The sequence below is a fragment of the Streptosporangium pseudovulgare genome (assembly GCF_014648055.1).
Lineage (GTDB): Bacteria > Actinomycetota > Actinomycetes > Streptosporangiales > Streptosporangiaceae > Streptosporangium > Streptosporangium pseudovulgare.
This window is the reverse complement of record NZ_BMQJ01000012.1, coordinates 13532-39963: the sequence shown is the minus strand read 5'-3', so window position 1 is coordinate 39963 and position 26432 is coordinate 13532. Positions and strand designations below refer to the sequence as shown.

Below are 26432 nucleotides of genomic sequence, written 5' to 3'. Positions count from 1 at the left end.
GGGCTCAAGCCCGGTGCCTTCCCTCGTCGCTCGCTCGCTCCGCTCGCTCTCTCCTCAGTCCAGACACCGGGCCCCCTCGCGGGGCCGGTCAACGGCTCCCAACGGGGCCGTACCCGGTGTCAGACGAGCTCGGTGATGGCGTGGTGGGCGGCCACCCGCGCCCGCCGTACGGCGCGGTCGAGGTCGCGCAGCGCGGCACTGCGGGCGGCGATCTGCCCCGAGGTGAGCCCCCGGTCGTCGGCGACCCGCAGCACGGCGGCCAGCCGGGCGGCGAGGGCCGCCACCCGGTGGGCGCGAGCGGGGTAACCCGGGGCCAGGCCGTCGTCGGCATCCCTCGGACGAGGGTGCCCCTGGGTGGGGCCGCCCAGTCCGAGCAGGGTGTCGGTGGCCGTGCGCATCGCCATGGTCAGGGCGTGCTCCGCCTCGGCCAGGGAGGGGACGTCCGGGGCGTTGGCGCTGGCCGCGAGCGCGCTCCAGCGGACCCCGGCGTACGATGACCCGCGGCGGTCGGACGCGGGCACCAGCCCGACGCACCGGTCGGGGAGCACGGCGATCGCCGCCTGCCCGGCCTCGATGGCCGCGGAGTTGAAAGGGGGCGGCCCGGTGAGTCCGAGCGGGTCGCCCGGCACGGGAAGGGCCAGGCGCAGCGACTTCATGCCGTCCATCCGCAGGTCGGCGAGGAAGCCGCGCAGACCGGTGTCGCCGGTCCCGGTGGCGACGAGCTGGGGGCCGCCGCGGCGCTCGACGCGGTCGACGGCCTCGTCGAGGCCGACCTGACCCGTCAGCCAGGCGTTGCCCCAGCAGACCAGGGTGGCCGAGATCTGTGAATCAGGGTGCACCGGTCCACGATATGCGCTTGTCCTGCAATAGGTTTTGTTCCAGCGATTCTCTAGGAGGGGTAGGGGCATGGGCGGTCAGGTGCTTCGGCTACAGGACGTCACCGTGCGCAGGGACGGGGCGGCGCTGCTTCGAGACATCGAATGGACCGTCCACGAAGACGAGCGATGGGTCGTCATCGGTCCCAACGGCGCGGGCAAGACGACGCTGCTCCAAGTCGTCGGCGCGATGCTGTTCCCCTCTGAGGGAGTGGTGGAGATCCTCGGCGAGCGCCTCGGGCAGACCGACGTGTTCGACCTACGGCCCCGCATCGGGCTCGCCAGCGCCGCGCTGGCCGAGAAGGTGCCGCCGGAGGAGAAGGTCATCGACCTCGTCCTCACCGCCTCCTACGCCATCATCGGCCGCTGGAACGAGGAATACGACTCCGGCGACGTCACCCGCGCCGTCGAGCTGATCGACCAGCTCGGCTGCGCCCACCTGATCCGGCGCCGGTTCGGCACGCTGTCGGAGGGCGAGCGCAAGCGGGTGCAGATCGCCCGCGCGCTCATGCCGGACCCCGAGCTGCTGCTGCTGGACGAGCCGGCCGCCGGGCTCGACCTGGGAGGCAGGGAGGATCTCGTCCGCCGCCTGTCGGCGCTCGCGCAGGATCCGAAGTCCCCGACGATGGCGCTGGTCACCCACCACGTGGAGGAGGTTCCCGCCGGGTTCACCCACGCGCTGCTGCTGCGGCACGGCTCGGTGGTCGCGCAGGGTGAGATCGATCACGTGATGACCGCCGATAACCTCTCCCGCACCTTCGGCATCCCGCTCAACCTGGAGCGCGGGCGCGACGGCCGCTGGTACGCCCGCGCGTACGGCTTCTGAGCCCCTCCGCCCGTCTCCGGGCCGCTCCGGCCGGGCCCGCGGGTCACGGCCCGCTCCGCCCGCGCGGCGGGGCCGGCCACCCCGCCGACGGCTCATCGACGTTCCCCTCCTAGCATCCGGTGGAGGCCGTGCACCGATCATCGGGCGCGAGCCGTACGACCGAGGAGGAACCAGATGACACTGTGGGAGGCAGTCGCCGTCCTGGCGGCGGGGATCGCGGCGGGCGGCATCAACGCCGTCGTCGGGTCGGGATCGCTGATCACTTTTCCGACCATGGTGGCCGTCGGGTTGCCGCCGATCGTGGCGAACGTCTCCAACAACATCGGCCTGGTGCCGGGGTCGCTGACCGGCGCGCTCGGCTACCGGGCCGAGCTGGAGGGGCAGCGCGGGCGACTGGTCCGGCTGGGGGTCGCCTCGACCGTGGGCGCGCTGGTCGGGAGCGTCCTGCTGCTGTTCCTGCCCGCCGAGACCTTCGACGTGGTCGTGCCGGTCCTGATCGGGCTGGCCTGCGTGCTCGTGGTGTTCCAGCCGAGGCTCAACCGGTGGCTGGCCGCCCGGCGCGAGCACGCCCGCCCGCACGGCGGGCCCCTGCTGTGGGCCGGGGTCCTCGCCGCCGGCGTCTACGGCGGCTACTTCGGCGCCGCCCAGGGCGTGCTGCTCATCGGGCTGCTCGGCAGCTTCCTCGACGACGGCCTGCAGCGCGTCAACGCCGCCAAGAACGTCCTGTCGCTGCTGGTCAACGGCACCGCAGCGCTCCTGTTCATCGGGTTCTCGCTGTTGTCGGAGCGGAGCGTGGTGAACTGGGGGGCGGTCGCGCTGGTCGCGGTCGGGGCGTCGATCGGCGGGTTCCTCGGCGCGAAGGTCGGCAGGAGGCTGCCGGCGCCGGTGCTGCGCGGTTTCATCGTGTGCATCGGCGTCGTGGCGATCGTCAAACTGGTGTACGGCTAAAATCCCTCACTTGCGGGAACAATACGGTCATGAAAGGCGACCGTGTAGAGATCGTCATCGATGCGGGCGACAGCTCGCGCACCTACGACGTCGTCGCGACCAAGGCGGGCCGCCGGGTCGAGATAGCCAACCGCCGGGGCGGAGTGGTCGAAGTCAGCGAGGTCACCCGCAGCGGGACGGCGGTTCGCACCGCGCGGTTCATGTCCAGCCGGGTCCTCGCCCTCGTCGAGCACCCCGCCGACGGCCGGTCGGAGGACGAGGAATGACGAGCCCCTGAGACCCCGGCCGGGGCAGGGAAACGCAGGCGCCGTTCCGCGGGTCCTCTTCGCGAAGAGGACCCGCGGAACGGCGCCTGACGGAACCGGGCCGGCCCGGCGGAGCCGGGGCCGGACGGAGAGGTCACGCCGGGACGGGACGGACCTGCAGCACGCCGTCGCGACGCAGCCTCGACTCGAAGGCCGGCTGCGGGGCGGTGGCGGGGCCGTGCATGACCGTGCCGTCGGACAGCCGGAACGTGCTGCCGTGCCAGGGGCACACCACGCAGTCGGCGCCCTGTACGGACGTCACGCGCCCCTGGTGCAGCGGTCCGGCCAGGTGTGAGCAGCGGTCGGCGAGCACGGTGACGTCCTCGCCCCTGCGCAGCACGAACAGGTCGATGTAGCCCAGCCGCCGGGTCACCGGGCGGCCGTCCGGCAGGTCCTTGAGCTCGCACAGGTCGTGCCAGCCCAGCGGGACCAGGTGGGAGACCGACACGGCGTGGTTGGCCCCGGCCGCCTGCCGGTACGACATGTGGCCGCCGAGGTAGGCGCCCACGCCGCCGACGGCCAGTCCGGCGAACGACAGCATCCGGCCGCGCCGTTCGTCGCCCCGCACGCGCAGCAGCAGGGAGCCGGCGTAGAGGGACAGGGCGGCCACGTTGGCCAGCGCGTGCACGAACCCGACCCGCTGCTGCTCGCGGTGGAGCGCCGACCAGTCGGTGATCCCGGACGCGGCCGTGGGAACGGACGCCACGAGGCCCGCCGCGAGCAGCGTCCGGGAGGCCCGGGGGTCGGCGTCGGTCACGTCGAGCAGCGACGCCGATATCCAGCAGCCCAGGGCGACATCGGTGAGCGGCGGGTGGAGGGGCTTGCCGGTGGGAACCCCGTGCAGCAGGTCGCGCAGGAACCCGGGGCCGAGCCGCCGCCGTACCGCCTTGGACACCGCCTGGATCGGGCGGTCCAGCTTCGTCGAGCGCTCCACGTTGCCGACGAGGTCGACGGGCGGAACGAGCTTGCGGAAGCTCTGGCGATTCGTTTTAACGTTTTCCTTCACGATCGTCCCCTTTCCAAGCGATAGGGACCTACCCGGGAACGGTGTTATGCACGCGCCAAATGTCCCCGGCTGACCGAGAGCTCGACGATCTCCGTGGCGTAGGCGCCGAGCGTGGGCGAGCCCTCCTCGATGATCTTCACCTTCTCCAGCACCTGCTCCGCGGTCACCTTGTACAGCGACCAGGTGCCGCCCTCGTTGTGGTGGTTGGCCAGGATCGGGGCGATCCGGTCGAGGGCCTTGGCGAACTTGGCCTCCGGGGTCTCGCGCTCCTCGAACTCGTCCCACAGCGCCCGCAGTCGCGCGGCCTGGTCGTCCGGGAGCAACCCGAATATCCGGTCGGCGGCCTTGCGCTCCAGGCCGGCCTGGGCCTCCACGGCGGAGGCGTCGTAGATGAAGGTGTCTCCGGCGTCGATCTCGACGATGTCGTGGACGAGCAGCATCGCGACGACTCTGTCCAGATCGATGCCCGGCGGGGCGTGCTCGGCCAGCACCATCGCCAGCATGCCCACGTACCACGAGTGCTCGGCGTCGTTCTCTCGCCGCGACCCGTCCATCAGGGTGTTGCGGCGCACGATGCGTCTGAGCTTGTCGATCTCCATGGCGAAGGCGAGCTGAGCGTGCAGACGGTCCTGTTCTGGAGGGGTGGTCACGCGCGTAAGCCTAATGCGCGCGGATCCCGCTTTTCCGAACGATCATCGGATCGCGCCGCCCCGGCCGCTCGGATCACACCGTCCCGGCCGTCCGGGTACTGCGAGGGGCGCCGGCGTCTGGACTGAGGAGCGCCGCGAGGGGGCGCCGGTGTCTGGACCGAGGAGGGAGCGAGCGCAGCGAGTGATCGACGAGGGAAGACGCCGGGTTTGAGCCCCCGAGCCGCGACGCGCCAGCGTCGCCATGAGCACTCCCGTCCGGAGACGGCGGCGGCCCGCACCCCGGCGAGAGGGTGCGGGCCGCACGGACCGATCGTCCCGGGCTTTCCCGGGCGCGCCGGGTTTTCCCGGCGCGCCGGGTCAGACGCTGACGCCGAGGCCCTGGGCGACGCTCTGGCCGAGGTCCTTGTGGACGTTGGCCCAGTACTCCACGACGCGCTTCTTCATGTCCGCGGTGACCTCGGGGGCCGAGGCGTGGCCGACCACGTTGCTCACCAGGTGGGCCCGGTCGGTCTCGGACAGGACGTTCTCCCACAGCGCGCGGGGCTGGACGAAGTCGTCGTCCTCGCGGTGCAGGGCGTAGGCGGAACGGATGATCTCCCCGGTCACCTGGTAGTTCTCACCCTCGTACAGCGACGGGTCGGCCGCGGGGCCGCCTGCGGTGTTGGGGGCGTAGACCGGGTCGGCGGGGTTGACGAAGGCCATCTGGCCGTCTTTGTTGTAGCTGTGGACGGGCGACAGCGGCCGGTTGATCGGCAGTTGGAGGTAGTTGGCGCCGATGCGGTAGCGGTGGGCGTCGGGGTAGGAGAACAGCCGCCCCTGGAGCATCTTGTCCGGGGACGGGCCGATGCCCGGCACCAGGTTGGCGGGCTCGAACCCGACCTGCTCCACCTCGGCGAAGTAGTTCTCCGGGTTGCGGTTCAGGACGAACCGCCCGATCGTGATCTCGGGGTAGTCGGCGTGCGGCCACACCTTGGTCAGGTCGAACGGGTTGAAGCGGTAGTCGGCCGCGTCCTCGAACGGCATGATCTGCACGTTCACCGTCCAGGACGGGTGGTCGCCGTTCTTGATCGCGGTGTGCAGGTCGCGGATGTGGAAGTCGGCGTCCTGCGCGATGATCGCGCCCGCCTCGGCGTCGGTGAAGTTCTTGATGCCCTGGTCGGTCTTGAAGTGGTACTTGACCCAGAACTTCTCGCCGCCGGCGTTGTACCACAGGAAGGTGTGCGAGCCGAAGCCGTGCATGTGGCGCCAGGACGCCGGGGTGCCGCGGTCGGTCATCAGGAAGGTGACCTGGTGGGCGCTCTCCGGGGAGAGCGTCCAGAAGTCCCACTGCATGTTGTGGTCGCGCAGGTTGGTGTCGGCGCGGCGCTTCTGGCTGTGGATGAAGTCGGAGAACTTCTGCGGGTCGCGGATGAAGAAGATCGGCGTGTTGTTGCCGACGATGTCGTAGTTGCCCTGCTCGGTGTAGAACTTGATCGCGAAGCCGCGCGGGTCGCGCTGGGTGTCGGGGCTGCCCAGCTCGCCGGCCACGGAGGAGAAGCGCAGGAAGAGCGGGGTCTCCTTGCCCTTGGCGAACAGGCCGGCCTTGGTGAACTGGCTGACGTCCTCGGTGATCTGCAGGATGCCGTGGGCGCCGCCGCCCTTGGCGTGCACCACCCGCTCCGGCACCCGCTCCCGGTTGAAGTGCGCCATCTTCTGGATCAGGTAGTGGTCCTGCAGCAGCAGGGGTCCGTTCGGGCCTACCGAAAGGGAGTGCTCGTCGCTCGGGGCGGGGATGCCCGCGTCAGTGGTGGTGGGCCTGGTGCTCATGAACAGTCCTCCGGATCTTCTTCAGCGAGCCTCAACGGGACGGCAGGCGGGACACACGCCCCAGTAGATGACGTCCGCCTCGTCCACCAGGTATCCGGCGTCGGAGACGGGGGCCATGCACGGGGCGTGCCCGACGGCGCAGTCGACGTCGGTGACCCTTCCGCACTCCCGGCAGACGAGATGGTGGTGGTTGTCGCCCACCCGCGTCTCGTACCGGGCGGGGCTGCCGGGAGGCTCGATCCTCCGCAGGAGCCCGCCGCGCTGCATGGAGTGCAGGGAGTCGTAGACGGCCTGCAGGGAGACCTGACCGACCCGCTGCCGCACGCCCCGATGGATGGCGTCCACGTCGAGATGGTCACCGTCCCGCACGGTCTGCATGATCGCCAGGCGGGCCGCGGTCACCCGCAGTCCCGCCCGGCGGAGCCGGTCCCTGTCGTCCACGCGGCACACACTATGTCCTAAACCGGAATCATTCAAGTATTTGAGCCATGCCAGTTTTGAGGAGATGACACTCCATCGGCCGGGTTGTGCCGGATGCGGCCTCTGAGGTGGCATCCTCGGATACCGATGGACACCTACCTCCCCCGCCGAATCGGGGCCGCCGCCGCCCTCGTCGTCGCCGCAGCGCTCTCCGCGGCCTGTACGGCGGCGCAGTCGGCGTCCCCGGAACCCGCCACATCGACGCCGGACGTCGCGGAGAAGCCCACCTCCCCGGCCCGGCCCAAGCCCGAGCGCCGGCCGTACACCATCTCCTTCGGCGGTGACGTGCACTTCGAGGGGGTGCTGCGGTCCCGGCTGGACGCGAACCCGCGGACCGCGCTCGGCCCGATCGCCAAGGTGCTCAGCCGGTCCGACGTCGCGATGATCAACCTGGAGACCGCGATCACCACCGGCGGTACCCCCGCCCCGGGCAAGCAGTTCACCTTCCGCGCCCCCGCCTCGGCGCTGACCGCGCTGAAGGCCGCCGGGGTGGACGTCGCCTCCATGGCCAACAACCACGGCATGGACTACATGGAGAGCGGCCTCACCGACTCGCTGGCCGCGATCAGGCGCGCGAGGTTCCCGGTCGTCGGCGTCGGCGCGACCGAGGCCCAGGCGTACAAGCCCTGGCGGACGACCGTGAACGGCAACCGGATCGCCGTCATCGGCGCCACCCAGGTGCTGGACGCCGAGTTCATCCAGCCCTGGACCGCACTCGGCGCCAAGGGCGGCCTGGCCTCGGCCAAGCGGGAGGACCGGCTGATCCAGGAGGTGCGCAGGGCGCGCCATACCTCCGACACGGTGATCGTCCACCTCCACTGGGGCACCGAGCTGCAGAAGTGCCCGAACGAGGCCCAGCTCGCCCTGGCGCCCAAGCTGGTCGCGGCCGGGGCCGACGTGATCGTGGGCGGGCACGCGCACATCCTGCTCGGCGGGGGATATCTCAAGAACGCCTACGTCAACTACGGCATGGGCAACTTCGTCTTCTACAACTGGGGTCCCCAGACCGGCCGGACCGGCGTGCTCACGCTGACGATCCAGGGGCGCAAGGTCCTGAAGGAGCAGTGGACCCCGGCCACGATCCAGGGCGGCGTCCCCGTCCCGCTCGCCGGCGCCGCCCGGCAGCAGGCCCTGACCGACTGGAAGGCGCTGCGCGGCTGCACGGGCCTGTCCGCCCGGCCCGGCTCCGCCACGGAGAGCTGACCGTACGGCGAGCCGGTGGCCGCGGAGGCTTCCCGTGCGGGAGGCCGGGAGCCCGGCCGTGCGCGAGGGCCGGGAGCCCGGCCGTGCGGGAGGCCGGCGGGGCCGGGGAGCGCGGGGAGGCCGGCCGGGGAAATCCGGTGATTGGCCGATACGGCCTGACCCGGCGGTGACGGAGGGGCAAGATGGGGGGATGTCCATCCTGCCTGCCGAGGAGCCCGGCGAGGCTCCGCTGCGCCGCCGGCCCGCCCAGCGGAGGAGCGCGAGACGTGTCGAGAGGATGCTCGACGCCTGCGCCGACCTGCTCGACGAGGTCGGCTACGAGGCGCTGACCACCACCCGCATCGCCGAGCGCGCCGGGGTCGCGATCGGCTCGGTCTACCAGTTCTTCCCCGACAAGCGGGCCATCGCCCAGGCGGTGACCCGGCGCAACGTGGAGCGTTTCATCTCCCGGATCGGCCGCCGCTTCCTGTCGGAGGAGTACGCCTGCTGGTGGGACGCGGTCGACGCGATCATCGACGAGTACGTCGAGATGCACCGGACCGTCCCGGGGTTCCGCTCCCTGCGGTTCGGCGACGTGGTCGACCTCAACCTGCTCGACCCGGCGTCGGACAACAACGCGGTGATCGCCGGCCGGCTGCGCGGCCTCCTCCTGCAGGAGTACGGCATGGCCGACAGCGAGGAGCTCGACCTGGGCATCCTGATCGGGGTCGAGGCGGGCGACGCGGTGCTCAAGCTGGCCTTCCGGCGCGACCCCGCCGGTGATCCGCGGGTCCTGGCCGAGGCCAAGAGCCTGATCCGGGGCTACCTCAACCGCCAGTTCGCGGTGGTCTCATCCTGAGCGGCGTTCCCGGTCCCGCCGGACGCCGTGCTCGCGCCCGTGCTCGCGTCCGGCAGGCCTGCGCCGCGTCTCGGCGTGCCCGCCGCCGAACCCCCGGGTCGCGGATCCGGAGAACGCCCGGCCGGGGACGGTCCCGGGCGGTACGGCCGCCGGATCCAGTGCCTCGACCGGCGCCGGGATGAGCCCGGCGGGCATCGGCGTGCCCCTCCGCCGGGTCTGCGGCTGCGCCATGACGGGGCAGGGGGCCGGCGCGGCGAGCGCCCGCAGCCACGACTCTTGGCGGGCCGGGGTGATGAGCCGCTCCTCGCGCAGCCGGTTCTCCAGCGCCACGAGCCTGCGGTGGGCCTGTTCGACCGCGTCCATCCTGGCGGAGAGGTATCCGGCGGACCCCGGGACGATCACCGAGAGGCCGAGCAGGAACGTCAGCGTGAAGGCGGTCTGCTTGGCCATGCCCATCGCAGCTCCTTCGGACGAGGTCGTCTCTCGGGCCGGGATCGCCTGGCATATGCCCGTTTTCCTCCGGAAATACGCAGACTGTAATTAATGATGCACAGAGGGTGGCATAACAAATACCTGCCGTTGTGCGGGCGAAGTCGAGCGCCGCTCGGTACTCTCGCGATGTGGCGTATGTGACACACGGGCAACTGCACCGGTTGCTTGAACAGGCACTTCTGGCCGACGATCACGAGAACCTCGCCCGGCGCCTGGAGGCGCTGGCTGAGGACGACGTGTCCGGGGACGTCTCGCGGGCGGCGATCCTCGTGCTCGCCGGCGAGGAATGGCGGCAGGCCGGGCAGCCCGCCCACGCCCTCGACTGCTTCCAGCGGGCCGTGGACGACGGAGGCGAGGTGAGCGCCGACCCCCGGGCGGGGATCGCCGACACCCTCTTCGAACTCGAACGGCCCGACGAGGCACGCGAGGTGATCGAGGCGATCCGGCTCGGCGGCTGCACCCCGGCCACCGCGCTCACCGTCGCCGAGACCCTCGTCGCCTACGGCGACCTGCGGGAGGCCCACGTCTGGGCCACCGACGGGGCCCGGCAGGCGGCGGAGGGCAGCGGGGAGCACGCCGCGCTGCTGCGCACCCGCTACCGGATCCGGGTGGACCTCGGGCTGCCCGAGGACGACCTCGACGCGCTGCTGGACGCCTCCCGCTGACGCGAGAAGGGCCGCGACCCACACGGGTCGCGGCCCTTCTCACGGCGGCCGGGCATGGCCCCTACCGGAGCCGGAAACCTCCGCCGAGGACGGTCTCCTCCGCGGTGGAGGCGTCGCCGTCCTCCCCGGAGACCTGCGGCTCGCCGCCGTCCGTCGCGGGCGTCTCCGCCGTCGTGGTGACCTCCCGCTCGAAGACCGCGACCTCCCGCTCGACCACGCTGGGCAGCTCGCCGACCGGGGTCCCGGTGTCCCCGGCCGAGGCCGGGAGCGACTCCCCGGTGCCGGTGCCGGTGCCCGCCTGCGCGCCGGGCAGCCCCGCGCCGTCGAGCGGCGCGCCGGCGGTGCCGGCCGGGTCGGTGACGCCGGTCGTGCCAGCGCCCGTGGAGACCGGCGGCGCCGGCCGCACCGTGATCGGTGCCCGGTCGAAGCGGGTGTCCGGGGTGGACGGCAGGCCGGGCAGGTCCGGCGCGGCGGGCAGCGGCCCGGCGGCCATGTGCTCCACGGCGTGCCCCGCGACCGCCGCCTCCGTCTCCGTTCCCGCCGGACACGCGGACAGGTCCGCGCCCCCCGCGACGCCCGCGGCGTCGGCGAAACCGGCCACGGCGGACGCCTGCGACAGGCCCGGCAGGCCGGCGATCCGCGCGAGCCGCTCCGCGCTCATCGGCGCCTCGGCTCCGGCGGCGCCCGTCCCGGGCGTCTCAGCCTCCCCCGGCGCCTCGGGCCCGGACACCGCCGGGCCCTGGCAGGCCGCGGCCGAGGCCGGGACCGCCCCGAGCCAGGACACGCCGGCCGGAGCGGTCGACAGCCACGTCACACCGGCCGTGAGCGTCGCCACCGCGAGGATGCCCCGGATCTTCCGTGATGGGTTCATCATGCACGTCCCCCTGTCGTTCGTTCTCGTGCCGGACGAGTGCCGAACGTATCCAGCGGGGGCCGTCCCAGGGGCGGGCTTCACCCAACGGTGGTCAAGCCCTTACCGTCGTCGAGATCGTCAGGGAGTCGTCGCCCTCGGCCATGTCCACCGTGACCTCGTCGCCGTCCTGGACCTTCCCGGCCAGCACCTCCTTGGCGAGCTTGTCGCCGATCGCGGTCTGCACCAGGCGGCGGAGCGGGCGGGCGCCGTACAGCGGGTCGTAGCCGGTGAGCGCCAGCCAGTCGCGCGCCGCGGGGGTCACGTTCAGCGTGATCCGCCGGTCGGCGAGCCGCCTGGCCAGGTGCGCGACCTGCAGGTCCACGATCTTCGACAGCTCCTCCATGCCGAGCGCGTCGAACATGATCACGTCGTCGAGCCGGTTGAGGAACTCCGGCTTGAACGCGCCCCGGACCGCGTCCATCACGGCCTTGCGCTGGGTCTCCCGGTCCAGCTTGGGGTCCACGAGGAACTGCGAGCCCATGTTGGAGGTGAGGATCAGGATCGTGTTGCGGAAGTCGACCGTCCGGCCCTGGCCGTCGGTGAGCCGCCCGTCGTCGAGCACCTGCAGCAGGATGTCGAAGACCTCCGGGTGGGCCTTCTCCACCTCGTCCAGCAGCACCACGGTGTACGGCCTGCGCCGTACGGCCTCGGTGAGCTGGCCGCCCTCCTCGTAGCCGACGTAGCCGGGCGGGGCGCCGACGAGCCGCGCCACGCTGTGCTTCTCGCCGTACTCGCTCATGTCGATGCGGACCATCGCCCGCTCGTCGTCGAACAGGAAGTCGGCCAGCGACTTGGCCAGCTCCGTCTTGCCGACGCCGGTGGGGCCGAGGAACAGGAAGCTGCCGGTCGGCCGGTCGGGGTCGGAGATGCCCGCGCGGGCCCGCCGTACGGCGTCGGAGACGGCCTGGACGGCCTCGCTCTGGCCGATGAGCCGCCTGCCCAGCTCGTCCTCCATCCGGAGCAGCTTGGCGGTCTCGCCCTCCAGCAGGCGGCCCGCGGGGATGCCGGTCCAGGAGGAGATGACCTGGGCGATGTCGTCCGGCCCGACCTCCTCCTTGACCATGGCGCTCTCCGGCTGGGCGGCCGCGCTGGCCTCGGCGAGCTCGGCCTCCAGCCTGGGCACCTCGGCGTACATCAGCCGCGAGGCGGCCTCGAAGTCACCGTCGCGCTGCGCCCGCTCGGCGGCGCCGCGGGTCTCGTCGAGCTGCTTCTTCAGGTCGCCGACGCGGTTCAGACCGGCCTTCTCCCGCTCCCAGCGTCCGACCAGGGCGTTGAGCTCCTCCTGACGGTCGGCCAGCTCCTTGCGGAGCCGCTCCAGCCGCTGGAGGCTGCTCTCGTCGGTCTCCTTGGCGAGCGCCAGCTCCTCCATCTTCATCCGGTCGACGTTCCGCTGGAGCTGGTCGATCTCCACCGGGCGGGAGTCGATCTCCATGCGGAGCCGGGAGGCGGCCTCGTCGACGAGGTCGATCGCCTTGTCCGGCAGGAACCGGGAGGTGATGTAGCGGTCGGACAGCGAGGCGGCGGCCACCAGCGCGCCGTCGGAGATCTGCACCTGGTGGTGCGCCTCGTAGCGGCCCTTGAGCCCGCGCAGGATCGCGATGGTGTCCTCGACGGTGGGCTCGCCGACGTACACCTGCTGGAAGCGCCGCTCCAGCGCGGGGTCCTTCTCGATGCGCTCGCGGTACTCGTCCAGCGTGGTGGCGCCGATCATCCGCAGCTCGCCGCGCGCCAGCATCGGCTTGAGCATGTTGCCGGCGTCCATGGCGCCCTCGGCCGCGCCCGCGCCGACCATGGTGTGCAGCTCGTCGATGAAGGTGACGATCTGGCCGTTGCTCTCCTTGATCTCACTGAGCACGGCCTTGAGGCGCTCCTCGAACTCGCCGCGGTACTTCGCGCCGGCGACCATCGCGCCCAGGTCGAGGGCCACCAGGCGCTTGTCGCGCAGACTGGAGGGCACGTCGCCGGCGACGATGCGCTGCGCCAGACCCTCCACCACGGCGGTCTTGCCGACGCCGGGCTCGCCGATGAGCACCGGGTTGTTCTTGGTCCGGCGGCTGAGGACCTGCACGACCCGGCGGATCTCCGAGTCGCGGCCGATCACCGGGTCGAGCTTGCCGGCCCTGGCCCGCTCGGTCAGGTCGACGCCGTACTTCTCCAGCGCCTGGTAGGTGTCCTCGGGCGTCTCGCTGGTCACCCGGGCGTGCCCGCGTACCTTCTCGAACGCCTCCAGCAGCGCGTTCGGGGTGGCGCCCCGGGACTTCAGCAGCTCGGCGACCGGCCCGCCGTCGGTGGCGAGGCCGACCAGCAGGTGCTCGGTCGAGACGTACTCGTCCTCCAGCCGGCGGGCCCGCTGGGCCGCGGTGTTCAGCGCGGTCAGCAGCTGCCGGGAGCTCGACGGGGCGCTGACCGTGGCGCCCTGCGCCTTCGGCAGGGCCGCGAGCTGCTTCTCGGCCTCGGTGCGGAGCTGCTTCCAGTCGGCGCCGACCGCCTCCAGCAGCGGTACGGCGGTGCCGCCGGTCTGGGACAGCAGCGCGGTGAACAGGTGGACCGGGGCGACCTCGGGGTTGCCCTCGGCGGCGGCGCGCCTGATGGCGGCGGAGACCGCCTCCTGGCTCTTCTGCGTGAGCTTGTAATCCATGGCTATCGCCTAACTCCGTTCAGGCGTTCTATACGCGCCGGAGCACGGCGCGACGTAAATCCCCCCGGCCCTGGTCGGTGGAGTGTCAGGCGGGCGGCAGCTGGTACTGGATCAGCGCGCGGATCATGGCGGTCTCGGCGCGCAGGCGGTGGTTCTCCTCGCGCAGCCGCATCGCCTCGTTCTCGAGCGCCAGTATCCGCTTGATGCCCGCGAGGTTGATGCCCTCCTCCTGGGAGAGCCGCTGGACCTCGCGGAGCATGACGATGTCGCGGGTGGAGTACAGGCGGCCGCGGCCGGCCGTACGGCCCGGGCTGACCAGGCCGAGACGGTCGTACTGCCGCAGGGTCTGCGGGTGCAGACCCGACAGCTGGGCGGCCACCGAGATGACGTAGACGGGAGTGTCGTCCGACAGATCGAAGTAGTTGGCTTCCATGGCTACTCGCTTCTGGCCTGTTGGATGAGGTCGGCCCGCGGGTCGCCCCCCGCGGTGGCGTCGCGGAACTCCTCCAGTGCGCTCCTGGCCTTGTCCTCCAGGTGCTGGGGCACCAGGACCTCGACCGTGGCGAGCAGGTCGCCCTTGGTGCCGTCCTTGCGGGTCACGCCCCGGCCCCGCACCCGGAAGGTGCGGCCGTTGGGGGTGCCCTCGGGGATGCGCAGCGTCACCGGCAGCCCCTTGAGGATGGGCACCTTGATCTCCGCGCCGAGGGCGGCCTCGGCGAAGGTGACCGGGACGGTGACCGTCAGGTTCTCGCCGGTCCGGCCGAAGACCGGGTGCGGCTTGACGTGGACCTGGACGTACAGGTCACCGGCCGGGCCGCCGTTCTCGCCGGGCGCGCCCTTACCCTTGATCTTGATGCGCTGGCCGTCGGCCACCCCGGCGGGGATGCGCGCCTGGATCGTGCGGGTGCTCTTGCCCCGGCCGCTGCCCTCGCACACCGGGCACGGGTCGTCCACCAGCAGACCGCGGCCCTTGCAGTCGCGGCACGGCTCGGAGAAGGCGAAGTTGCCGAGGTTGCGGCTGGCCGCGCCGGTGCCCTCGCAGGTCGGGCAGACCCGCGGGGTGGTGCCGGCCTTGGCGCCGGTGCCGCCGCACGCCGTACAGGCGGCGGAGCTGGTCAGCCGGAGCGAGACGGTGGTGCCCTGGACGGCCTGGGTGAACGAGAGCGTGACCTCCGACTCGACGTCCTGGCCGCGCCGCGCCCTGGTGGTGGTCCCGCCGGTCCGGGGGGCGGTGCCGCCCCGGTTGAACAGGCCCCCGAACAGGTCGCCGATGCGCTCACCGGCGCCCTGCTGGGTGCCGCCGAACAGGTCGCCCAGGTCGAAGGCGAAGCCGCCACCGCCGCGGGAGGCCCCCCCGCCCCCCGGGTAACCGCCGAGACCCGACCCGAACAGCGTCCGCGCCTCGTCGTACTCCTTGCGGCGCTTGGTGTCGGACAGGATGTCGTAGGCCTCGGAGACGTCCTTGAACTTCTCCTCGGTCTCCTTGTTGCCCTGGTTGGCGTCCGGGTGGTACTGCCTGGCCAGCTTCCGGTACGCCTTCTTGATCTCTTCGGCGGTGGCGGTCTTGGGCACACCAAGGACGGCGTAGTAGTCCTTCTCCAGGTAGTCCTTGGTGCTCATCACTTTCCTTTTCCGATCAAATGGAATGGGGGTGTGTTCAGTTGTCGCCCGCGTCGGCCGTGTCGCCGGCGGAGGGCTCCTCGGGTTCGGCCACCGCGACCCGGGCGGGCCGCAGCACGCGCTCGCCGATCCGGTAGCCCGGCTGCAGGATCTCCACGCAGGTCGGCTCGGTGACGTCGGGGGAGTAGCTGTGCATCAGCGCCTCGTGCACCGTCGGGTCGAACGGCTCGCCCTTGGCGCCGAAGGCACTCAGTCCCAGCTTCCCGGCAACCGCCTCCAGCGACTCGCTCACCTTGGCGAAGCCGCCGGTGAGCTCCCCGTGGTCGCGGGCCCGGCCGATGTCGTCGAGGACCGGCAGCAGCTCGGACAGCACGCCGGCCACCGCCTGCTCCTTGACCATGGCCCGGTCGCGATCGACCCGCTTGCGGTAGTTGGCGTACTCGGCCTGGAGACGCTGGAGGTCGGCGGTGCGCTCGGCGAGCTGGGCGGCCAGCTCGGCCGCGGCCAGGCCGGCGGCGGAGGCGGCCTGGCCGGCCTCCCCAGCCTGCCCAGCCTCCTGCGCCGCCCACTCGGCCTGCTCCCGCTCGGCCTGGCTGCGCGCCTCTCCGGTCTCCGGATCGATCTTCCGGTTGTCGCGGATCACCGGCTCCTCCCCGGAACCGTTCTCACGCGTGTTCACGCTCACGCTCCCCTCGGATCACGGCTCGTCACTTGGCGCCGTTGTCGCGCTTGGGCTCTTCGTCCACGATCTCGGCCTCGACCACGTCCTCGTCGGCCTTCTGGCCGGCCGCGCCCTCGGCACCCGCACCGGCGCCGGCGGCGGCACCGGCCGCCTCGGAGCCCTGCGACTGGGCGTAGATGGCCGAGCCCATCTTCTGGCTGACCGTGGCGAGCTTCTCGGCGGCGGTCCGGATCGCGGCCGTGTCGGTGCCCTCCAGAGCCTTCTTCAGCTCGGCGACGGAGTCGTTGACCTCGGTCTTGACGTCGTCCGGGACCTTGTCGGAGTTCTCGCTGAGGAACTTCTCGGTCTGGTAGACGAGCGAGTCCGCGTTGTTGCGGGTCTCGGCCTCCTCGCGGCGCCGCTTGTCCTCCTCGGCGTAGGACTCGGCCTCGCGCATCATGCGCGCGATGTCGTCCTTCGGCAGCGCGGAGCCGCCGGTGATCGTCATCGTCTGCTCCTTGCCGGTGCCGAGGTCCTTGGCGGAGACGTTCACGATGCCGTTGGCGTCGATGTCGAAGGTGACCTCGATCTGCGGGATGCCGCGCGGCGCCGGGGCGATGCCGGTCAGCTCGAAGGTGGCCAGCTTCTTGTTGTACGCCGCGATCTCACGCTCGCCCTGGTACACCTGGATCTGCACCGACGGCTGGTTGTCCTCGGCCGTGGTGAAGACCTCGGAGCGCTTGGTCGGGATCGTGGTGTTGCGCTCGATGATCTTGGTGAAGATGCCGCCCTTGGTCTCGATGCCCAGCGACAGCGGGGTCACGTCGAGCAGCAGGACGTCCTTGACCTCACCCTTGAGCACACCGGCCTGCAGGGCGGCGCCGATGGCGACGACCTCGTCCGGGTTCACGCCCTTGTTGGGCTCCTTGCCGCCGGTCAGCTCCTTGACGAGCTCGGTGACGGCGGGCATGCGGGTCGAGCCGCCGACGAGCACGACGTGCGCGATGTCGGAGACCTTGATGCCGGCGTCCTTGATCACCTGGTGGAACGGGCCCTTGCAGCGCTCCAGCAGGTCGGCGGTGAGCCGCTGGAACTCGGCGCGGGTGAGCTTCTCGTCCAGGTGCAGCGGGCCCTCGGCGGAGGCCGTGATGTAGGGCAGGTTGATGCTGGTCTCGGACTGGCTGGACAGCTCGATCTTGGCCTTCTCCGCCGCCTCACGCAGACGCTGGAGGGCCATCTTGTCCTTGGACAGGTCGACGCCGTGGGCGTTCTTGAAACGGTTGACCAGCTCGTCCACGACGCGCTGGTCCCAGTCGTCACCACCGAGGTGGTTGTCGCCGCTGGTGGCCTTGACCTCGACGAAGCCGTGGCCGTCCTCCTGGCCGACGTCGAGCAGGGACACGTCGAAGGTGCCGCCGCCGAGGTCGAAGACCAGGATCGTCTGGTCCTGGTCCTTGTCGAGGCCGTAGGCGAGCGCCGCGGCGGTCGGCTCGTTGATGATGCGCAGGACGTTCAGGCCCGCGATCTGCCCGGCCTCCTTGGTGGCCTGGCGCTGGGCGTCGTTGAAGTAGGCGGGAACGGTGATCACGGCGTCGGTGATCTTCTCGCCCAGGTAGGCCTCGGCGTCCTGCTTGAGCTTCTGCAGGACGAAGGCGCTGATCTGCTGGGGGGAGAACTTCTTGCCGTCGATCTCCTGGTTCCAGTCGGTGCCTATCTCGCGCTTGACCGAGCGGATCGTCCGGTCCACGTTGGTGACGGCCTGCCGCTTGGCGACCTCGCCGACGAGGACCTCGCCGTTCTTCGCGAAGGCGACCACGGACGGCGTGGTCCGAGAGCCCTGCGCGTTGGCGATGACGGTGGGCTCACCGCCCTCGAGGATCGAGACGACGGAGTTGGTCGTCCCCAGGTCGATACCTACCGCACGTGCCATGAGTACGTCCTTGTAGTCAAAGTTGAGTCGGTCAGGCTCATATTGGAGCTTCGAGTGACGTTTGTCAAACGACTTGAGCCTATGTCACTCAACCTTCCGGCGCGTGAAAGCATTCCCGCCCTCCGGGGAAGAACGGGCGATCCCCCTCTCCCAACGAAGGAACCCCCGTGTCCGCTCCCCACCGCCCCGTCCCACGGGACGGAGCATGATCGCTCCCCGCTCCGCGCCCGGCCCCGAGCCCGGCTACGCGCCTGATCCCGAGCCCGGCTCCAGGACCGGCTTCGAGGCCGACGGGAGCCCGCCGGTCCTCGACTTCGACCGGATCTTCGATGACCACTTCACCGAGATCCACCGCTACGTCGCCCGCCGCCTGGACGTCCACGCCGCCGACGACCTCGCGGCCGAGACCTTCCTCCGCGCCTTCCGCGACCGCCGCCGCTTCGACGCGGCGCGGGGGGAGATCCGCCCCTGGCTCTACGGCATAGCCACCAATCTGCTCGCCAAACACCGGCGGAATGAGATCCGCCGCTGGAAGGCGCTCGCCCGCACCGCCGTACGCGACACCGCCGGTCACCACGGCGGCCACGCGGAGGGCCACGAGGACGCGGAGACGGCCCGGCCGGCACGGCACCGCGCGCGTCTCCGCCCCCGGCCGTGGGCGTGGACCGCCGCCACCGCCGCCGCGACGGCCGCGGTCATCCTGGCCGTCACGGCCGGGGTCGGGGCCGGAGGCGGGTCCGCGGACGGCCCCGCGACGGCGGTGTCCGCGCCGGACGGCCGCCAGGCACTGCTGGACATCGCCGTCAGGGCCGAGGCGCTGCCCGCGGAGACCCCGGGGGCGTACTGGCGGCGCAGGTCCGTCGCCGGTTCATTCACCCGGTGGGGGGACGGATCCGCCCGCTACATGGTGCTCTTCACCACCGAGCTGGACTCGTGGTCGCCCCGCGACCCCCGCGACCCCGCTTTCACCCGCCTCGACAGGATGGAGGGCCGTCCTGCCGCCTCTGAAGACGTGGCCACCTGGCGGGAGCAGGGCGCCCCGCGCAGTCAAGGTCCCAAGGACGCCCTGCGGCGTGGCGGCCCGATCGCGGAGTGCGCCGGGGAGCCGGGCTGCACGCCGAAACCGGTGGGGTGCACCTACTCCTGGCAGGTCGACCCGAAGGGGATCCTCTACGACCGCAGGATGACCGAGCTGACCTTCGCCGACCTGGAGGCGCTGCCCAGGGACGCCGGGACGCTGCTCGAACGGTTCAAGGCGATCAGCAGGGAGAACCGGAGCCCGTCGCAGGAGCAGAACTGGTCCTTCTCCGCGGTCTCGCTGCTGAACCTGCCGAGTCCGCCCGGTCTGCGGGCGGCGGCGCTGCGGGTCCTCGCCGGCCTTCCCGGGACCCGGGTGGCCGGCGAGATCACCGACCCGCTCGGCCGCCCGGGGGTCGCGGTGCGGATCAACGCCGACGAGACCGGCGAGACCGAGATAGGCGACGCCATGGTCCCCATCGACTACCAGATCGTCCTCGATCCCGTCACGGGCGAGATGACCGGCGAGCGCTCCACCGTCGTCCGGGACGCCGAGGGCGTGACCGCCGGCACGGTGATCGGCTACGCGGCCTACACCGAGCAGGGATGGACCGGCGAGCGGCCCGAGCGGCCCGAGGGATGCAAGGAGGGCTCGGTCGGGTGAAGCCGGCGCGCCCGCGCGGCTCTCCGGGAGCGGCCCGGGTCCGGTGGGACCGGTGTGCCTTGCGGGCCCTCCCGGAGGCGGCCTCGCGTCAGCGCGCCCCGTCGACCACCTTGCGCTTGCCCAGGGGGGACTTGAGCTTGACGGTCGTCACCTTCTTGATGGCGATGTCGATGCAGGCGACGTTCTGCGCCTTGCCGCTCGGGCCCTCCCAGAGGGTGACGGTCACCCGCCGGGCCGTCTCCCTGACGCTCACCCGGTCGAGGACGGTGCAGGGCTCCACCCCCGACCACCAGACGACCCGCAGGCTCCGGCCGTCCTTGGACGGCTTGGCGGTGAGCCATCTGGTCTTGCGGGGGTTGACGGTGTGGCCCTCGGGCCTCACCGGCTTGGGGGTGCCGTGCGTGGGCTCGGTGCGGGGCGCCACGGGCGGCACGGTGTGCGAGACCGGCTGCGAGGGGCCGGTGGCCGTTCCGGTGCCGTGCCCCGCCGGGGCGGTCGTGGTGACCGAGGCCGCGGTGCCACCGTGCTCGGCGCCGCAGGCCACGGCCAGCAGCAGGCTTCCAGCCAGGAGAGAGGTCGCGATCGTCCGCATACCCCTACAACGTCCCGGACGGCGGACCGGTTCAGGGAAACCGCGCGTCCCGCCGCGCCGGGTGACCGGAGGGCGAACGCCGCCCGGTGTCACGTGGGTGGACCCCTTAGGCTGGGGATTCACTTCTCCCGATGGTCCTCTCACGCGAGGTGCGCCGAAATGATCGCGATTCTGGGAACCGGCAAGATGGGCGAGGCCCTGCTGTCCGGGCTGCTCCGGGCCGGTGCGAGGCCGGGCGAGGTGCTGGCCACCGCGCGCCGCGCCGAGCGCGCCGCGGACCTCAGGGAGCGGTACGGCGTGCAGGTGGTCTCCAACACGGAGGCCGCCAAGACGGCCGACACGCTGATCCTCGCGGTCAAGCCCCAGGACATGGCCTCCCTGCTGACGGAGATCGCCCCGCACGTCCCGGGCGACCGCCTGGTGGTCACCGCGGCGGCGGGCATCACCACCTCCTTCGTGGAGTCGCGGCTGGGCGGCGAGATCCCGGTGGTCCGGGTGATGTCCAACACGCCGGTGCTGGTGGATGAGGCGATGAGCGTGATCTCCGCGGGCGCCCACGCCTCCGAGGCGCACCTGGAGCGCACCGAGAACCTGCTGCGGCCGGTCGGCAAGGTGCTGCGCATCCCCGAGTCGCAGCAGGACGCCGCGACCGCGCTGTCCGGCAGCGGCCCGGCCTACTTCTTCTATCTCGTCGAGGCCATGGTCGACGCGGGCATCCTGCTCGGCATGCCCCGCGCCGCGGCCCTGGACATGGTCGTCCAGTCGGTCGTCGGGGCGGCCATCATGCTGCGCGACTCCGGGGAGCACCCGGTGATCCTGCGCGAGGCGGTCACCTCCCCGGGTGGCACCACCATCTCGGCCATCGCCGAGCTGGAGCGCCACAGCGTCCGGGCCGCCTTCCTGGCGGCGATCGAGGCCGCCCGCGACCGCAGCCGCCAGCTCGCCGCCGGCTGACCGGCGCCCGCCGTACCCGCCGACCGGTCAGCCGCCGGTCGGCCGGAACCCCGCCGTACCCCGCCCGGGTGCCCCGGCCGTACGGCGTCCGCCCGGCCGTACGGCGTCCGCCCGGCCGTACGGCGTCCGCCCGGCCGTACGGCGGGCGCTCTCGCCGTGGCTTCGCGGTGGTCGGCGTGTTGAGGCGAATAAATATGGATATTTCGCTTAGATGAAAAGCGCTCGCTCCTCCGGAGCCCCCGCACCGGCCCTCGCGTGCCCGGGTGCGGTAGCGTCGGCCGGAGCGGGGGGACCCCGGGAGGGCGCGGCGTCGTCGCGCCCGGCGGGGGAGAGCCCGTGTGCGAGCAGCCCGTGAGCGAGAGCGGGGGGCGGGCCGGGGAACGCGGCGGCCCGCACACCAGGCCGGCGAAGGAGGACCCGTGAGCCGTTCCGTGCGGGTCGTCTGGGACGACGCCCTCACCTCCTACGACTTCGGACCGGGTCACCCGCTCGCGCCCGTCCGGGTGGAGCTGACCATGGCCCTGGCGCGGGAGCTGGGCGTGCTGGACGCGGTGGAGGTGACCGGCTGCGCGCCCGCCACCGACGACGAGCTGGCACTGGTCCACACGCGCGACTACATCGAGGCCGTCAGGCGGGTGTCCGCGACCGGGCGGCCCGATCTGTTCCACGGGCTCGGCACCGAGGACAACCCGGCCTTCACCGGGGTGCACGAGGCGTCCGCGCTGATCACCGGCGCCAGCCTGGCCGCCGCCCGCGCGGTCTGGACCGGCGAGGCCGAGCACGCGGTGAACGTGGCGGGGGGCCTGCACCACGCGATGCCCTCCGCCGCGAGCGGGTTCTGCGTGTACAACGACCCGGCGGTGGCGATCGCCTGGCTGCTCGCCCAGGGTGCGACGAGGGTCGCCTACGTCGACGTGGACGTCCACCACGGCGACGGCGTCCAGGCGGCGTTCTACGACGATCCCAGGGTCCTGACCGTCAGCCTGCACGAGAGCCCGCAGACCCTCTTCCCCGGCACGGGCTTCCCCGGGGAGACCGGCGCGGAGGGCACCGCGGTCAACGTGGCGCTGCCGGCCGGATGCGGTGACGGCGGATGGCTGCGGGCCTTCCACGCGGTGGTGCCGCCGCTGCTGCGGGAGTTCGCCCCCGAGATCCTGGTCACCCAGCACGGCTGCGACAGCCACGCGCTGGACCCGCTGGCCCACCTGATGCTCAGCCTGGACGGCCAGCGCGCCGCCTACGCCGCGCTGCACGAGCTGGCCCACGAGACCGCGGGCGGGCGCTGGGTCGTCACCGGGGGCGGGGGCTACGAGCTGGTGCAGGTCGTGCCCCGGGCCTGGACCCACCTGATATCCGAGGTCGCGGGCCGCCCGCTCGACCCGGCCACCGCGACCCCGCCGGAGTGGCGCAGGATGACCAAGGAGCGGACGGGCCAGACGGCGCCGCTGACGCTGACAGACGGCAGGAAACCGGAGTTCGCCGACTTCTCCGCCGGATACGACCCGGCGGACCCGATCGACCGGGCCGTCATGGCGACCAGGAAGGCCGTCTTCCCCCTCCACGGACTGGACCCCCTCCCGTGAGCCGGCCGGGCCCGTCCGCCGCCTCACCGGGCTCTCCCGAGACCCGGCCGGACCCTTCCGAGACCTCACCCGACTCTCCCGCGACCCAGCCGGACTCCCTCATGACCGCACCGGACCCTTCCGCGACCCCGCCGGGTCCTTCCGCGCCTCCACCGGACCGTACGGCCCTCCGTGACCACCTCGTCCGCACCCGGATCGCCGGTGACGTGGCGACCAGCCGGGAGAACAACCTCGACCACTACCGGTCGCTGGCCAACCGCGACCCCTACCACCTGTTCGGGCTGACCCTGCGGGGCCGCTGGGCCTACCGGGACGTTCTGGAGCTGATGGCCCGGTCCGCCGGGGTGGTGGCCGACCCGGGGCACCGGGAGGGCCAGGACACCATCGACCCGGACCTGACGATCGCCGCGGTGGAGGCGATGGGCGACACGATCGCCGGAGTGCTGCGCCGCGGGGCCCCGCGGGTCCTGATGGCCACGGGCCACCCCACGGGCCTGCTCACCGTCCATCTCGCCCTGGCCCGGCTGCTGCGCCGGCACGGCGCGATCATGATGAGCCCGGCCGAGGGCTGGTCCTACTGGGGCTCCGGGTACGGCCGCAAGCGCAGGATCCGGTACATGGACGACGTGGCCATGCTGGACGACCGGGGCGCCTTCGTGCACACCCACGACCCGGCCCCGATGCAGGCCATGCTCGGCCGGCTCGCGGAGCTCGCGGGGCCCGGTGACGGCCGGCCGGACCTGGTGATCGCCGACCACGGCTGGGCCGGCGCGGCCGGCGAGGCGGGTCTCCTCACGGTCGGGTTCGCCGACAGCAACGATCCCGCCCTCTTCGTCGGGGAGGCGGAAGGCAAGATCGCTGTCACCGTACCGCTCGATGACAATGTGCTACCAAGGCATTACGATCCGCTTACGAAGTACTTGGTCGAGAGGGTCGTGCGGGCCCTGTGAGGCGCGGGGGGCGTCGTTGCGGACGTCCCTATACCGGCTTTTCGCGCCTGCATTCCGCCCGCCTCGACGACCGTTTGTCAACTTTTTGGAGATTGTGGGCGACTCTAATAGGAGACAGTTGGTCCGTTCCAAGATCTAGGCGAGGGGCACGGTCCGGCTGCTGGCCAGCGATTTTCTCCATTTCGCTGACGTGGGACTGCAGAGGCTGAAAAAGTAGGGGGTTTGCGCACTCCGAGTCCCGACTTACGCTGACGGCAGTACACGTGCGTGAGCAATGGCACCAGTGGGGATAACCCGGAAACACGTGCGGAAGAGGCGTCCGATGGCTGCAGGCGAAAGACCTCTCAGTGAGGTGAAGTTCCTGACCGTGGCCGAGGTGGCCACAGTCATGAGGGTGTCCAAGATGACCGTTTACCGACTCGTGCATTCGGGCGAGCTGCCGGCCATCAGGGTCGGCCGATCCTTCCGGGTGCCGGAGCAGGCGGTTCACGACTATCTGAGGGACGCCTACATCGAGGCGGGTTGAGGCGGTGAGCTCCCCGGTACCGGCCGGGGGACACCGGCCGCAGGCCGTACGGAAGGGGCGACCGGCCGGTCGCCGGTCCCCGGATCCGGCCGGTGACGACGGAGCAGGAAGAGGTAGCGGCGCGTGCGGCGGCGCCGTGAGTTCCCAAAACATCCCCCGGGCATCCCCCAGGGCCGATCTACCGTGGATCGCCGGTAGTCTGTTGAGCCGGTGTGTTGTTCGCGCACCGGTTTGACAATCTCGGCTACCAGCTACCTGGGGGTCCCGTGGGCTCTGTGATCAAGAAGCGCCGCAAGCGCATGGCGAAGAAGAAGCACCGCAAGCTTCTCAAGAAGACCCGCATCCAGCGGCGTAACAAGAAGTAGCGAAGCGGATCTGCGAGGCGTCGATGACCCACACCGTGCTCGTCACCGGGGTCTCGCGCCACATCGGCGCCCGGGTGGCGAGCGTTCTCGCGGCCGACCCGGAGATCGACCGGGTCATCGGAGTGGACACGGCGCCGCCGCCCTCGCTGTCAGGTGATGGCGGCGTCCCCCTCGGCCGGACGGAGTTCGTCCGCGTGGACCCGCGCGGCCCGGACATCGCCAAGGTGATCTCGGCCGCCGACGTCGACACGGTGGTCCACATGAGTCTGGTGAGCGCTCCCCCCCGGAGCGGCGGCCGGGCGCTCATGAAAGAGCAGAACGTCATAGGCACCATGCAGTTGCTCGGTGCCTGCCAGCGGTCCGCCACGGTCCGCCGTCTCGTCGTGCGCTCGACCACGGCCGTCTACGGTTCCTCTCCGCGTGACCCGGCGGTCTTCACCGAGGACGCCGAACCGGCCGAGCCGCCGGCGCACGGCTACGCCAAGGACGCCTGCGAGGTCGAGGGTTACGTCCGCGGGTTCACCCGGCGGCGCCGTGACGTGACCGTCACCACCCTCAGGTTCGCCAACTTCATGGGGCCCGGCGTCGACTCGCCGCTGACCCGGTACTTCACCCAGCCCGTCCTGCCGACGGTGCTCGGCTTCGATCCCCGGCTGCAGTTCGTCCACGAGGACGACGCGGTCGAGGTGCTCAGACGGACGGCCACCGAGGACCACCCCGGCACGTTCAACGTGGCCGGGGACGGTGTGCTCCTGCTGTCGCAGTGCGCCCGCCGGGCCGGCCTGGTCACGGTCCCGGTGCCCTCCTCGGCCTTCCAGCTCATGGGCGAGCTCGCCCGCGGCGCCGGCCTGGTCGACTTCTCCCCCGAGCAGCTCCGCCTGATGCGCCACGGCCGGGTCGTCGACACCACCGCGCTGGCCGCGGCCCTCGGCCGGCGGCCGGCGTTCTCGACCGCCGCGGCCTTCGACGACTTCCTCCGGGCCCGGGACATCGCCGGCGGCCTGCCCGTGGCCGTGATGGACCTGCTGACCCGGACGGTGACCCGATGAGCGACGTCGACCGGCGTGTCGCCGAGCTGCTGGCCCTCCTGCGCCGCCGCGTCACGGGCGAGTACGAGGTCGACGAGTTCGGCTTCGACCCCGAGCTCACCGACAAGGTGCTGCTGGAGCTGGTCCGCCCGCTGTACCGCGACTGGTTCCGCGTCGAGACCACCGGCATGGAGCACGTGCCGGCCGACTCCGGCGCCCTTGTCGTGGCCAACCACTCGGGCACCATCCCGCTGGACGGGCTCATGCTCCAGGTGGCCCTGCACGACCACCACCCCGCGCGCCGTGCGCTCCGGCTCCTCGGCGCCGACCTGGTCTACCGGCTCCCGCTGCTGGGCCACCTGGCCCGCAAGTCCGGTCACACCCTGGCCTGCCGGGAGGACGCCGACCGCCTGCTGCGCAAGGGCGAGCTGGTCGGGGTCTTCCCCGAGGGGTTCAAGGGCGTCGGCAAGCCGTTCTCCGAGCGGTACCGGTTGCAGCGGTTCGGCCGCGGCGGGTTCGTCGCCTCGGCGATCCGCGCCCAGACGCCGATCGTGCCCTGCGCCATCGTGGGGGCGGAGGAGATCTACCCCAAGATCGGTGATCTGCGCCTGCTGGCCAGGGCGCTCGGCCTGCCGTACCTCCCCGTCACCCCGCTGTTCCCCTGGCTGGGACCGCTCGGCGCGGTGCCGCTGCCGTCCAAGTGGGTGATCGGGTTCGGCGAGCCGGTCAGGACCGACGAGTTCGACCCCGCCGACGCCGACGACCCCATGGTGGTCTTCCACCTCACCGACCAGATCCGCGAGATCATCCAGCAGCAGCTCAACGAGCTGCGGCTGCGGCGGGGCCACGCCTTCCCGCCGTTCTTCTGACCCGGCCTCCCGGCGAGCCGTCCGGCGG

The 26432-nt window shown here is 71.8% G+C and carries 27 protein-coding genes; 14 read left to right on the top strand and 13 right to left on the bottom strand.

Annotation, left to right across the window (positions count from 1 at the left end; all coding sequences use genetic code 11):
- Positions 1 to 119 precede the first annotated feature (119 nt).
- On the bottom strand, positions 120 to 839 hold the full coding sequence (locus IEZ10_RS22930) for an Rv1486c family protein (protein WP_189248577.1): 720 nt from the start codon (positions 837 to 839) through the stop codon (positions 120 to 122).
- A 67-nt stretch (positions 840 to 906) separates the two neighbouring features.
- Here IEZ10_RS22930 and IEZ10_RS22925 point away from each other — a divergent pair, with 67 nt between their 5' ends.
- From IEZ10_RS22925 to IEZ10_RS22915, 3 genes are all read left to right on the top strand, one after another.
- Positions 907 to 1701, top strand: coding sequence for an ABC transporter ATP-binding protein (locus IEZ10_RS22925; protein WP_189248576.1), 795 nt, complete (start codon positions 907 to 909; stop codon positions 1699 to 1701).
- A gap of 174 nt (positions 1702 to 1875) precedes the next feature.
- Entirely contained in the window at positions 1876 to 2649 is a 774-nt protein-coding gene (locus tag IEZ10_RS22920) for a sulfite exporter TauE/SafE family protein (RefSeq protein ID WP_189248575.1), read from the top strand.
- A 29-nt stretch (positions 2650 to 2678) separates the two neighbouring features.
- On the top strand, positions 2679 to 2915 hold the full coding sequence (locus IEZ10_RS22915; RefSeq protein WP_179820630.1) for a DUF8836 family protein: 237 nt from the start codon (positions 2679 to 2681) through the stop codon (positions 2913 to 2915).
- Between the two features lie 133 nt (positions 2916 to 3048).
- On the opposite strand, the gene IEZ10_RS22910 is transcribed toward IEZ10_RS22915, so the two are convergent.
- The 4 genes from IEZ10_RS22910 to IEZ10_RS22895 all read right to left on the bottom strand — a co-directional run bounded on the left by IEZ10_RS22910 (position 3049) and on the right by IEZ10_RS22895 (position 6857).
- Positions 3049 to 3960 (bottom strand): Rieske (2Fe-2S) protein, encoded by a 912-nt coding sequence (locus IEZ10_RS22910; RefSeq protein WP_189248574.1) that lies wholly within the window; start codon positions 3958 to 3960, stop codon positions 3049 to 3051.
- Positions 3961 to 4004: 44 nt separating this feature from the next.
- Positions 4005 to 4559 (bottom strand): HD domain-containing protein, encoded by a 555-nt coding sequence (locus IEZ10_RS22905; RefSeq protein WP_229811576.1) that lies wholly within the window; start codon positions 4557 to 4559, stop codon positions 4005 to 4007.
- A 408-nt stretch (positions 4560 to 4967) separates the two neighbouring features.
- Positions 4968 to 6416: a catalase gene (locus tag IEZ10_RS22900; RefSeq protein WP_189248572.1), complete on the bottom strand. Its 1449-nt coding sequence runs from the start codon at positions 6414 to 6416 to the stop codon at positions 4968 to 4970.
- Between the two features lie 21 nt (positions 6417 to 6437).
- Positions 6438 to 6857 (bottom strand): Fur family transcriptional regulator, encoded by a 420-nt coding sequence (locus IEZ10_RS22895; protein WP_268246352.1) that lies wholly within the window; start codon positions 6855 to 6857, stop codon positions 6438 to 6440.
- Positions 6858 to 6983: 126 nt separating this feature from the next.
- Here IEZ10_RS22895 and IEZ10_RS22890 point away from each other — a divergent pair, with 126 nt between their 5' ends.
- Both IEZ10_RS22890 and IEZ10_RS22885 read left to right on the top strand, forming a co-directional pair.
- Positions 6984 to 8099, top strand: coding sequence for a CapA family protein (locus IEZ10_RS22890; protein WP_189248570.1), 1116 nt, complete (start codon positions 6984 to 6986; stop codon positions 8097 to 8099).
- Between the two features lie 190 nt (positions 8100 to 8289).
- Positions 8290 to 8937, top strand: a complete 648-nt coding sequence (locus tag IEZ10_RS22885; RefSeq protein WP_189248569.1) for a TetR/AcrR family transcriptional regulator — start codon at positions 8290 to 8292, stop codon at positions 8935 to 8937.
- On the opposite strand, the gene IEZ10_RS22880 is transcribed toward IEZ10_RS22885, so the two are convergent.
- Complete coding sequence (locus IEZ10_RS22880) at positions 8929 to 9387, bottom strand: hypothetical protein (protein WP_189248568.1); 459 nt, start codon at positions 9385 to 9387, stop codon at positions 8929 to 8931. The two genes, IEZ10_RS22885 and IEZ10_RS22880, sit on opposite strands and share 9 nt — an antisense overlap.
- Positions 9388 to 9557: 170 nt before the next feature.
- Between IEZ10_RS22880 and IEZ10_RS22875 the strand changes: the two genes are divergently transcribed.
- Complete coding sequence (locus IEZ10_RS22875) at positions 9558 to 10094, top strand: hypothetical protein (protein WP_179820609.1); 537 nt, start codon at positions 9558 to 9560, stop codon at positions 10092 to 10094.
- Positions 10095 to 10155: 61 nt separating this feature from the next.
- Here IEZ10_RS22875 and IEZ10_RS22870 read toward each other — a convergent pair whose 3' ends face one another.
- The 6 genes from IEZ10_RS22870 to dnaK all read right to left on the bottom strand — a co-directional run bounded on the left by IEZ10_RS22870 (position 10156) and on the right by dnaK (position 17856).
- Positions 10156 to 10968 carry a hypothetical protein gene (locus IEZ10_RS22870; RefSeq protein ID WP_189248567.1) on the bottom strand — a complete coding sequence of 271 codons (813 nt, stop codon included), beginning with the start codon at positions 10966 to 10968 and terminating at the stop codon, positions 10156 to 10158.
- Positions 10969 to 11059: 91 nt separating this feature from the next.
- Complete coding sequence (clpB, locus tag IEZ10_RS22865; protein ID WP_189248566.1) at positions 11060 to 13645, bottom strand: ATP-dependent chaperone ClpB; 2586 nt, start codon at positions 13643 to 13645, stop codon at positions 11060 to 11062.
- 85 nt (positions 13646 to 13730) lie between these two features.
- Positions 13731 to 14078 (bottom strand): heat shock protein transcriptional repressor HspR, encoded by a 348-nt coding sequence (locus IEZ10_RS22860; protein WP_189248565.1) that lies wholly within the window; start codon positions 14076 to 14078, stop codon positions 13731 to 13733.
- A gap of 2 nt (positions 14079 to 14080) precedes the next feature.
- Positions 14081 to 15265 (bottom strand): molecular chaperone DnaJ, encoded by a 1185-nt coding sequence (dnaJ, locus tag IEZ10_RS22855; protein ID WP_189248564.1) that lies wholly within the window; start codon positions 15263 to 15265, stop codon positions 14081 to 14083.
- A gap of 37 nt (positions 15266 to 15302) precedes the next feature.
- Positions 15303 to 15944, bottom strand: a complete 642-nt coding sequence (gene grpE, locus IEZ10_RS22850) for a nucleotide exchange factor GrpE (protein ID WP_189248563.1) — start codon at positions 15942 to 15944, stop codon at positions 15303 to 15305.
- Positions 15945 to 15972: 28 nt separating this feature from the next.
- Complete coding sequence (gene dnaK, locus IEZ10_RS22845; RefSeq protein ID WP_189248562.1) at positions 15973 to 17856, bottom strand: molecular chaperone DnaK; 1884 nt, start codon at positions 17854 to 17856, stop codon at positions 15973 to 15975.
- A gap of 205 nt (positions 17857 to 18061) precedes the next feature.
- Between dnaK and IEZ10_RS22840 the strand changes: the two genes are divergently transcribed.
- The gene (locus IEZ10_RS22840; protein ID WP_189248561.1) at positions 18062 to 19537 is read left to right on the top strand and encodes a CU044_5270 family protein; all 1476 of its coding nucleotides are present in this window, start codon (positions 18062 to 18064) and stop codon (positions 19535 to 19537) included.
- Positions 19538 to 19625: 88 nt separating this feature from the next.
- Here IEZ10_RS22840 and IEZ10_RS22835 read toward each other — a convergent pair whose 3' ends face one another.
- On the bottom strand, positions 19626 to 20129 hold the full coding sequence (locus IEZ10_RS22835; RefSeq protein WP_189248560.1) for a hypothetical protein: 504 nt from the start codon (positions 20127 to 20129) through the stop codon (positions 19626 to 19628).
- Positions 20130 to 20288: 159 nt separating this feature from the next.
- Here IEZ10_RS22835 and proC point away from each other — a divergent pair, with 159 nt between their 5' ends.
- The 7 genes from proC (at position 20289) to IEZ10_RS22800 (ending at position 26404) form a co-directional block, all read left to right on the top strand.
- Positions 20289 to 21083: a pyrroline-5-carboxylate reductase gene (gene proC / locus IEZ10_RS22830; RefSeq protein ID WP_189248559.1), complete on the top strand. Its 795-nt coding sequence runs from the start codon at positions 20289 to 20291 to the stop codon at positions 21081 to 21083.
- Positions 21084 to 21502: 419 nt separating this feature from the next.
- On the top strand, positions 21503 to 22666 hold the full coding sequence (locus IEZ10_RS22825; RefSeq protein WP_189248558.1) for an acetoin utilization protein AcuC: 1164 nt from the start codon (positions 21503 to 21505) through the stop codon (positions 22664 to 22666).
- Positions 22667 to 22767: 101 nt separating this feature from the next.
- The gene (locus tag IEZ10_RS22820) at positions 22768 to 23616 is read left to right on the top strand and encodes a phosphatase (protein WP_189248557.1); all 849 of its coding nucleotides are present in this window, start codon (positions 22768 to 22770) and stop codon (positions 23614 to 23616) included.
- Between the two features lie 322 nt (positions 23617 to 23938).
- A complete protein-coding gene (locus IEZ10_RS22815) occupies positions 23939 to 24142 on the top strand; it encodes a helix-turn-helix domain-containing protein (RefSeq protein ID WP_179820581.1) in 204 nt (67 codons plus the stop codon).
- A gap of 266 nt (positions 24143 to 24408) precedes the next feature.
- Positions 24409 to 24507, top strand: a complete 99-nt coding sequence (locus IEZ10_RS22810) for a 30S ribosomal protein bS22 (protein WP_018654693.1) — start codon at positions 24409 to 24411, stop codon at positions 24505 to 24507.
- A 23-nt stretch (positions 24508 to 24530) separates the two neighbouring features.
- Positions 24531 to 25556: an NAD-dependent epimerase/dehydratase family protein gene (locus IEZ10_RS22805; protein ID WP_189248556.1), complete on the top strand. Its 1026-nt coding sequence runs from the start codon at positions 24531 to 24533 to the stop codon at positions 25554 to 25556.
- On the top strand, positions 25553 to 26404 hold the full coding sequence (locus tag IEZ10_RS22800) for a lysophospholipid acyltransferase family protein (RefSeq protein WP_179820576.1): 852 nt from the start codon (positions 25553 to 25555) through the stop codon (positions 26402 to 26404). The genes IEZ10_RS22805 and IEZ10_RS22800 overlap by 4 nt, the downstream gene beginning before the upstream one ends.
- Positions 26405 to 26432 lie beyond the last annotated feature (28 nt).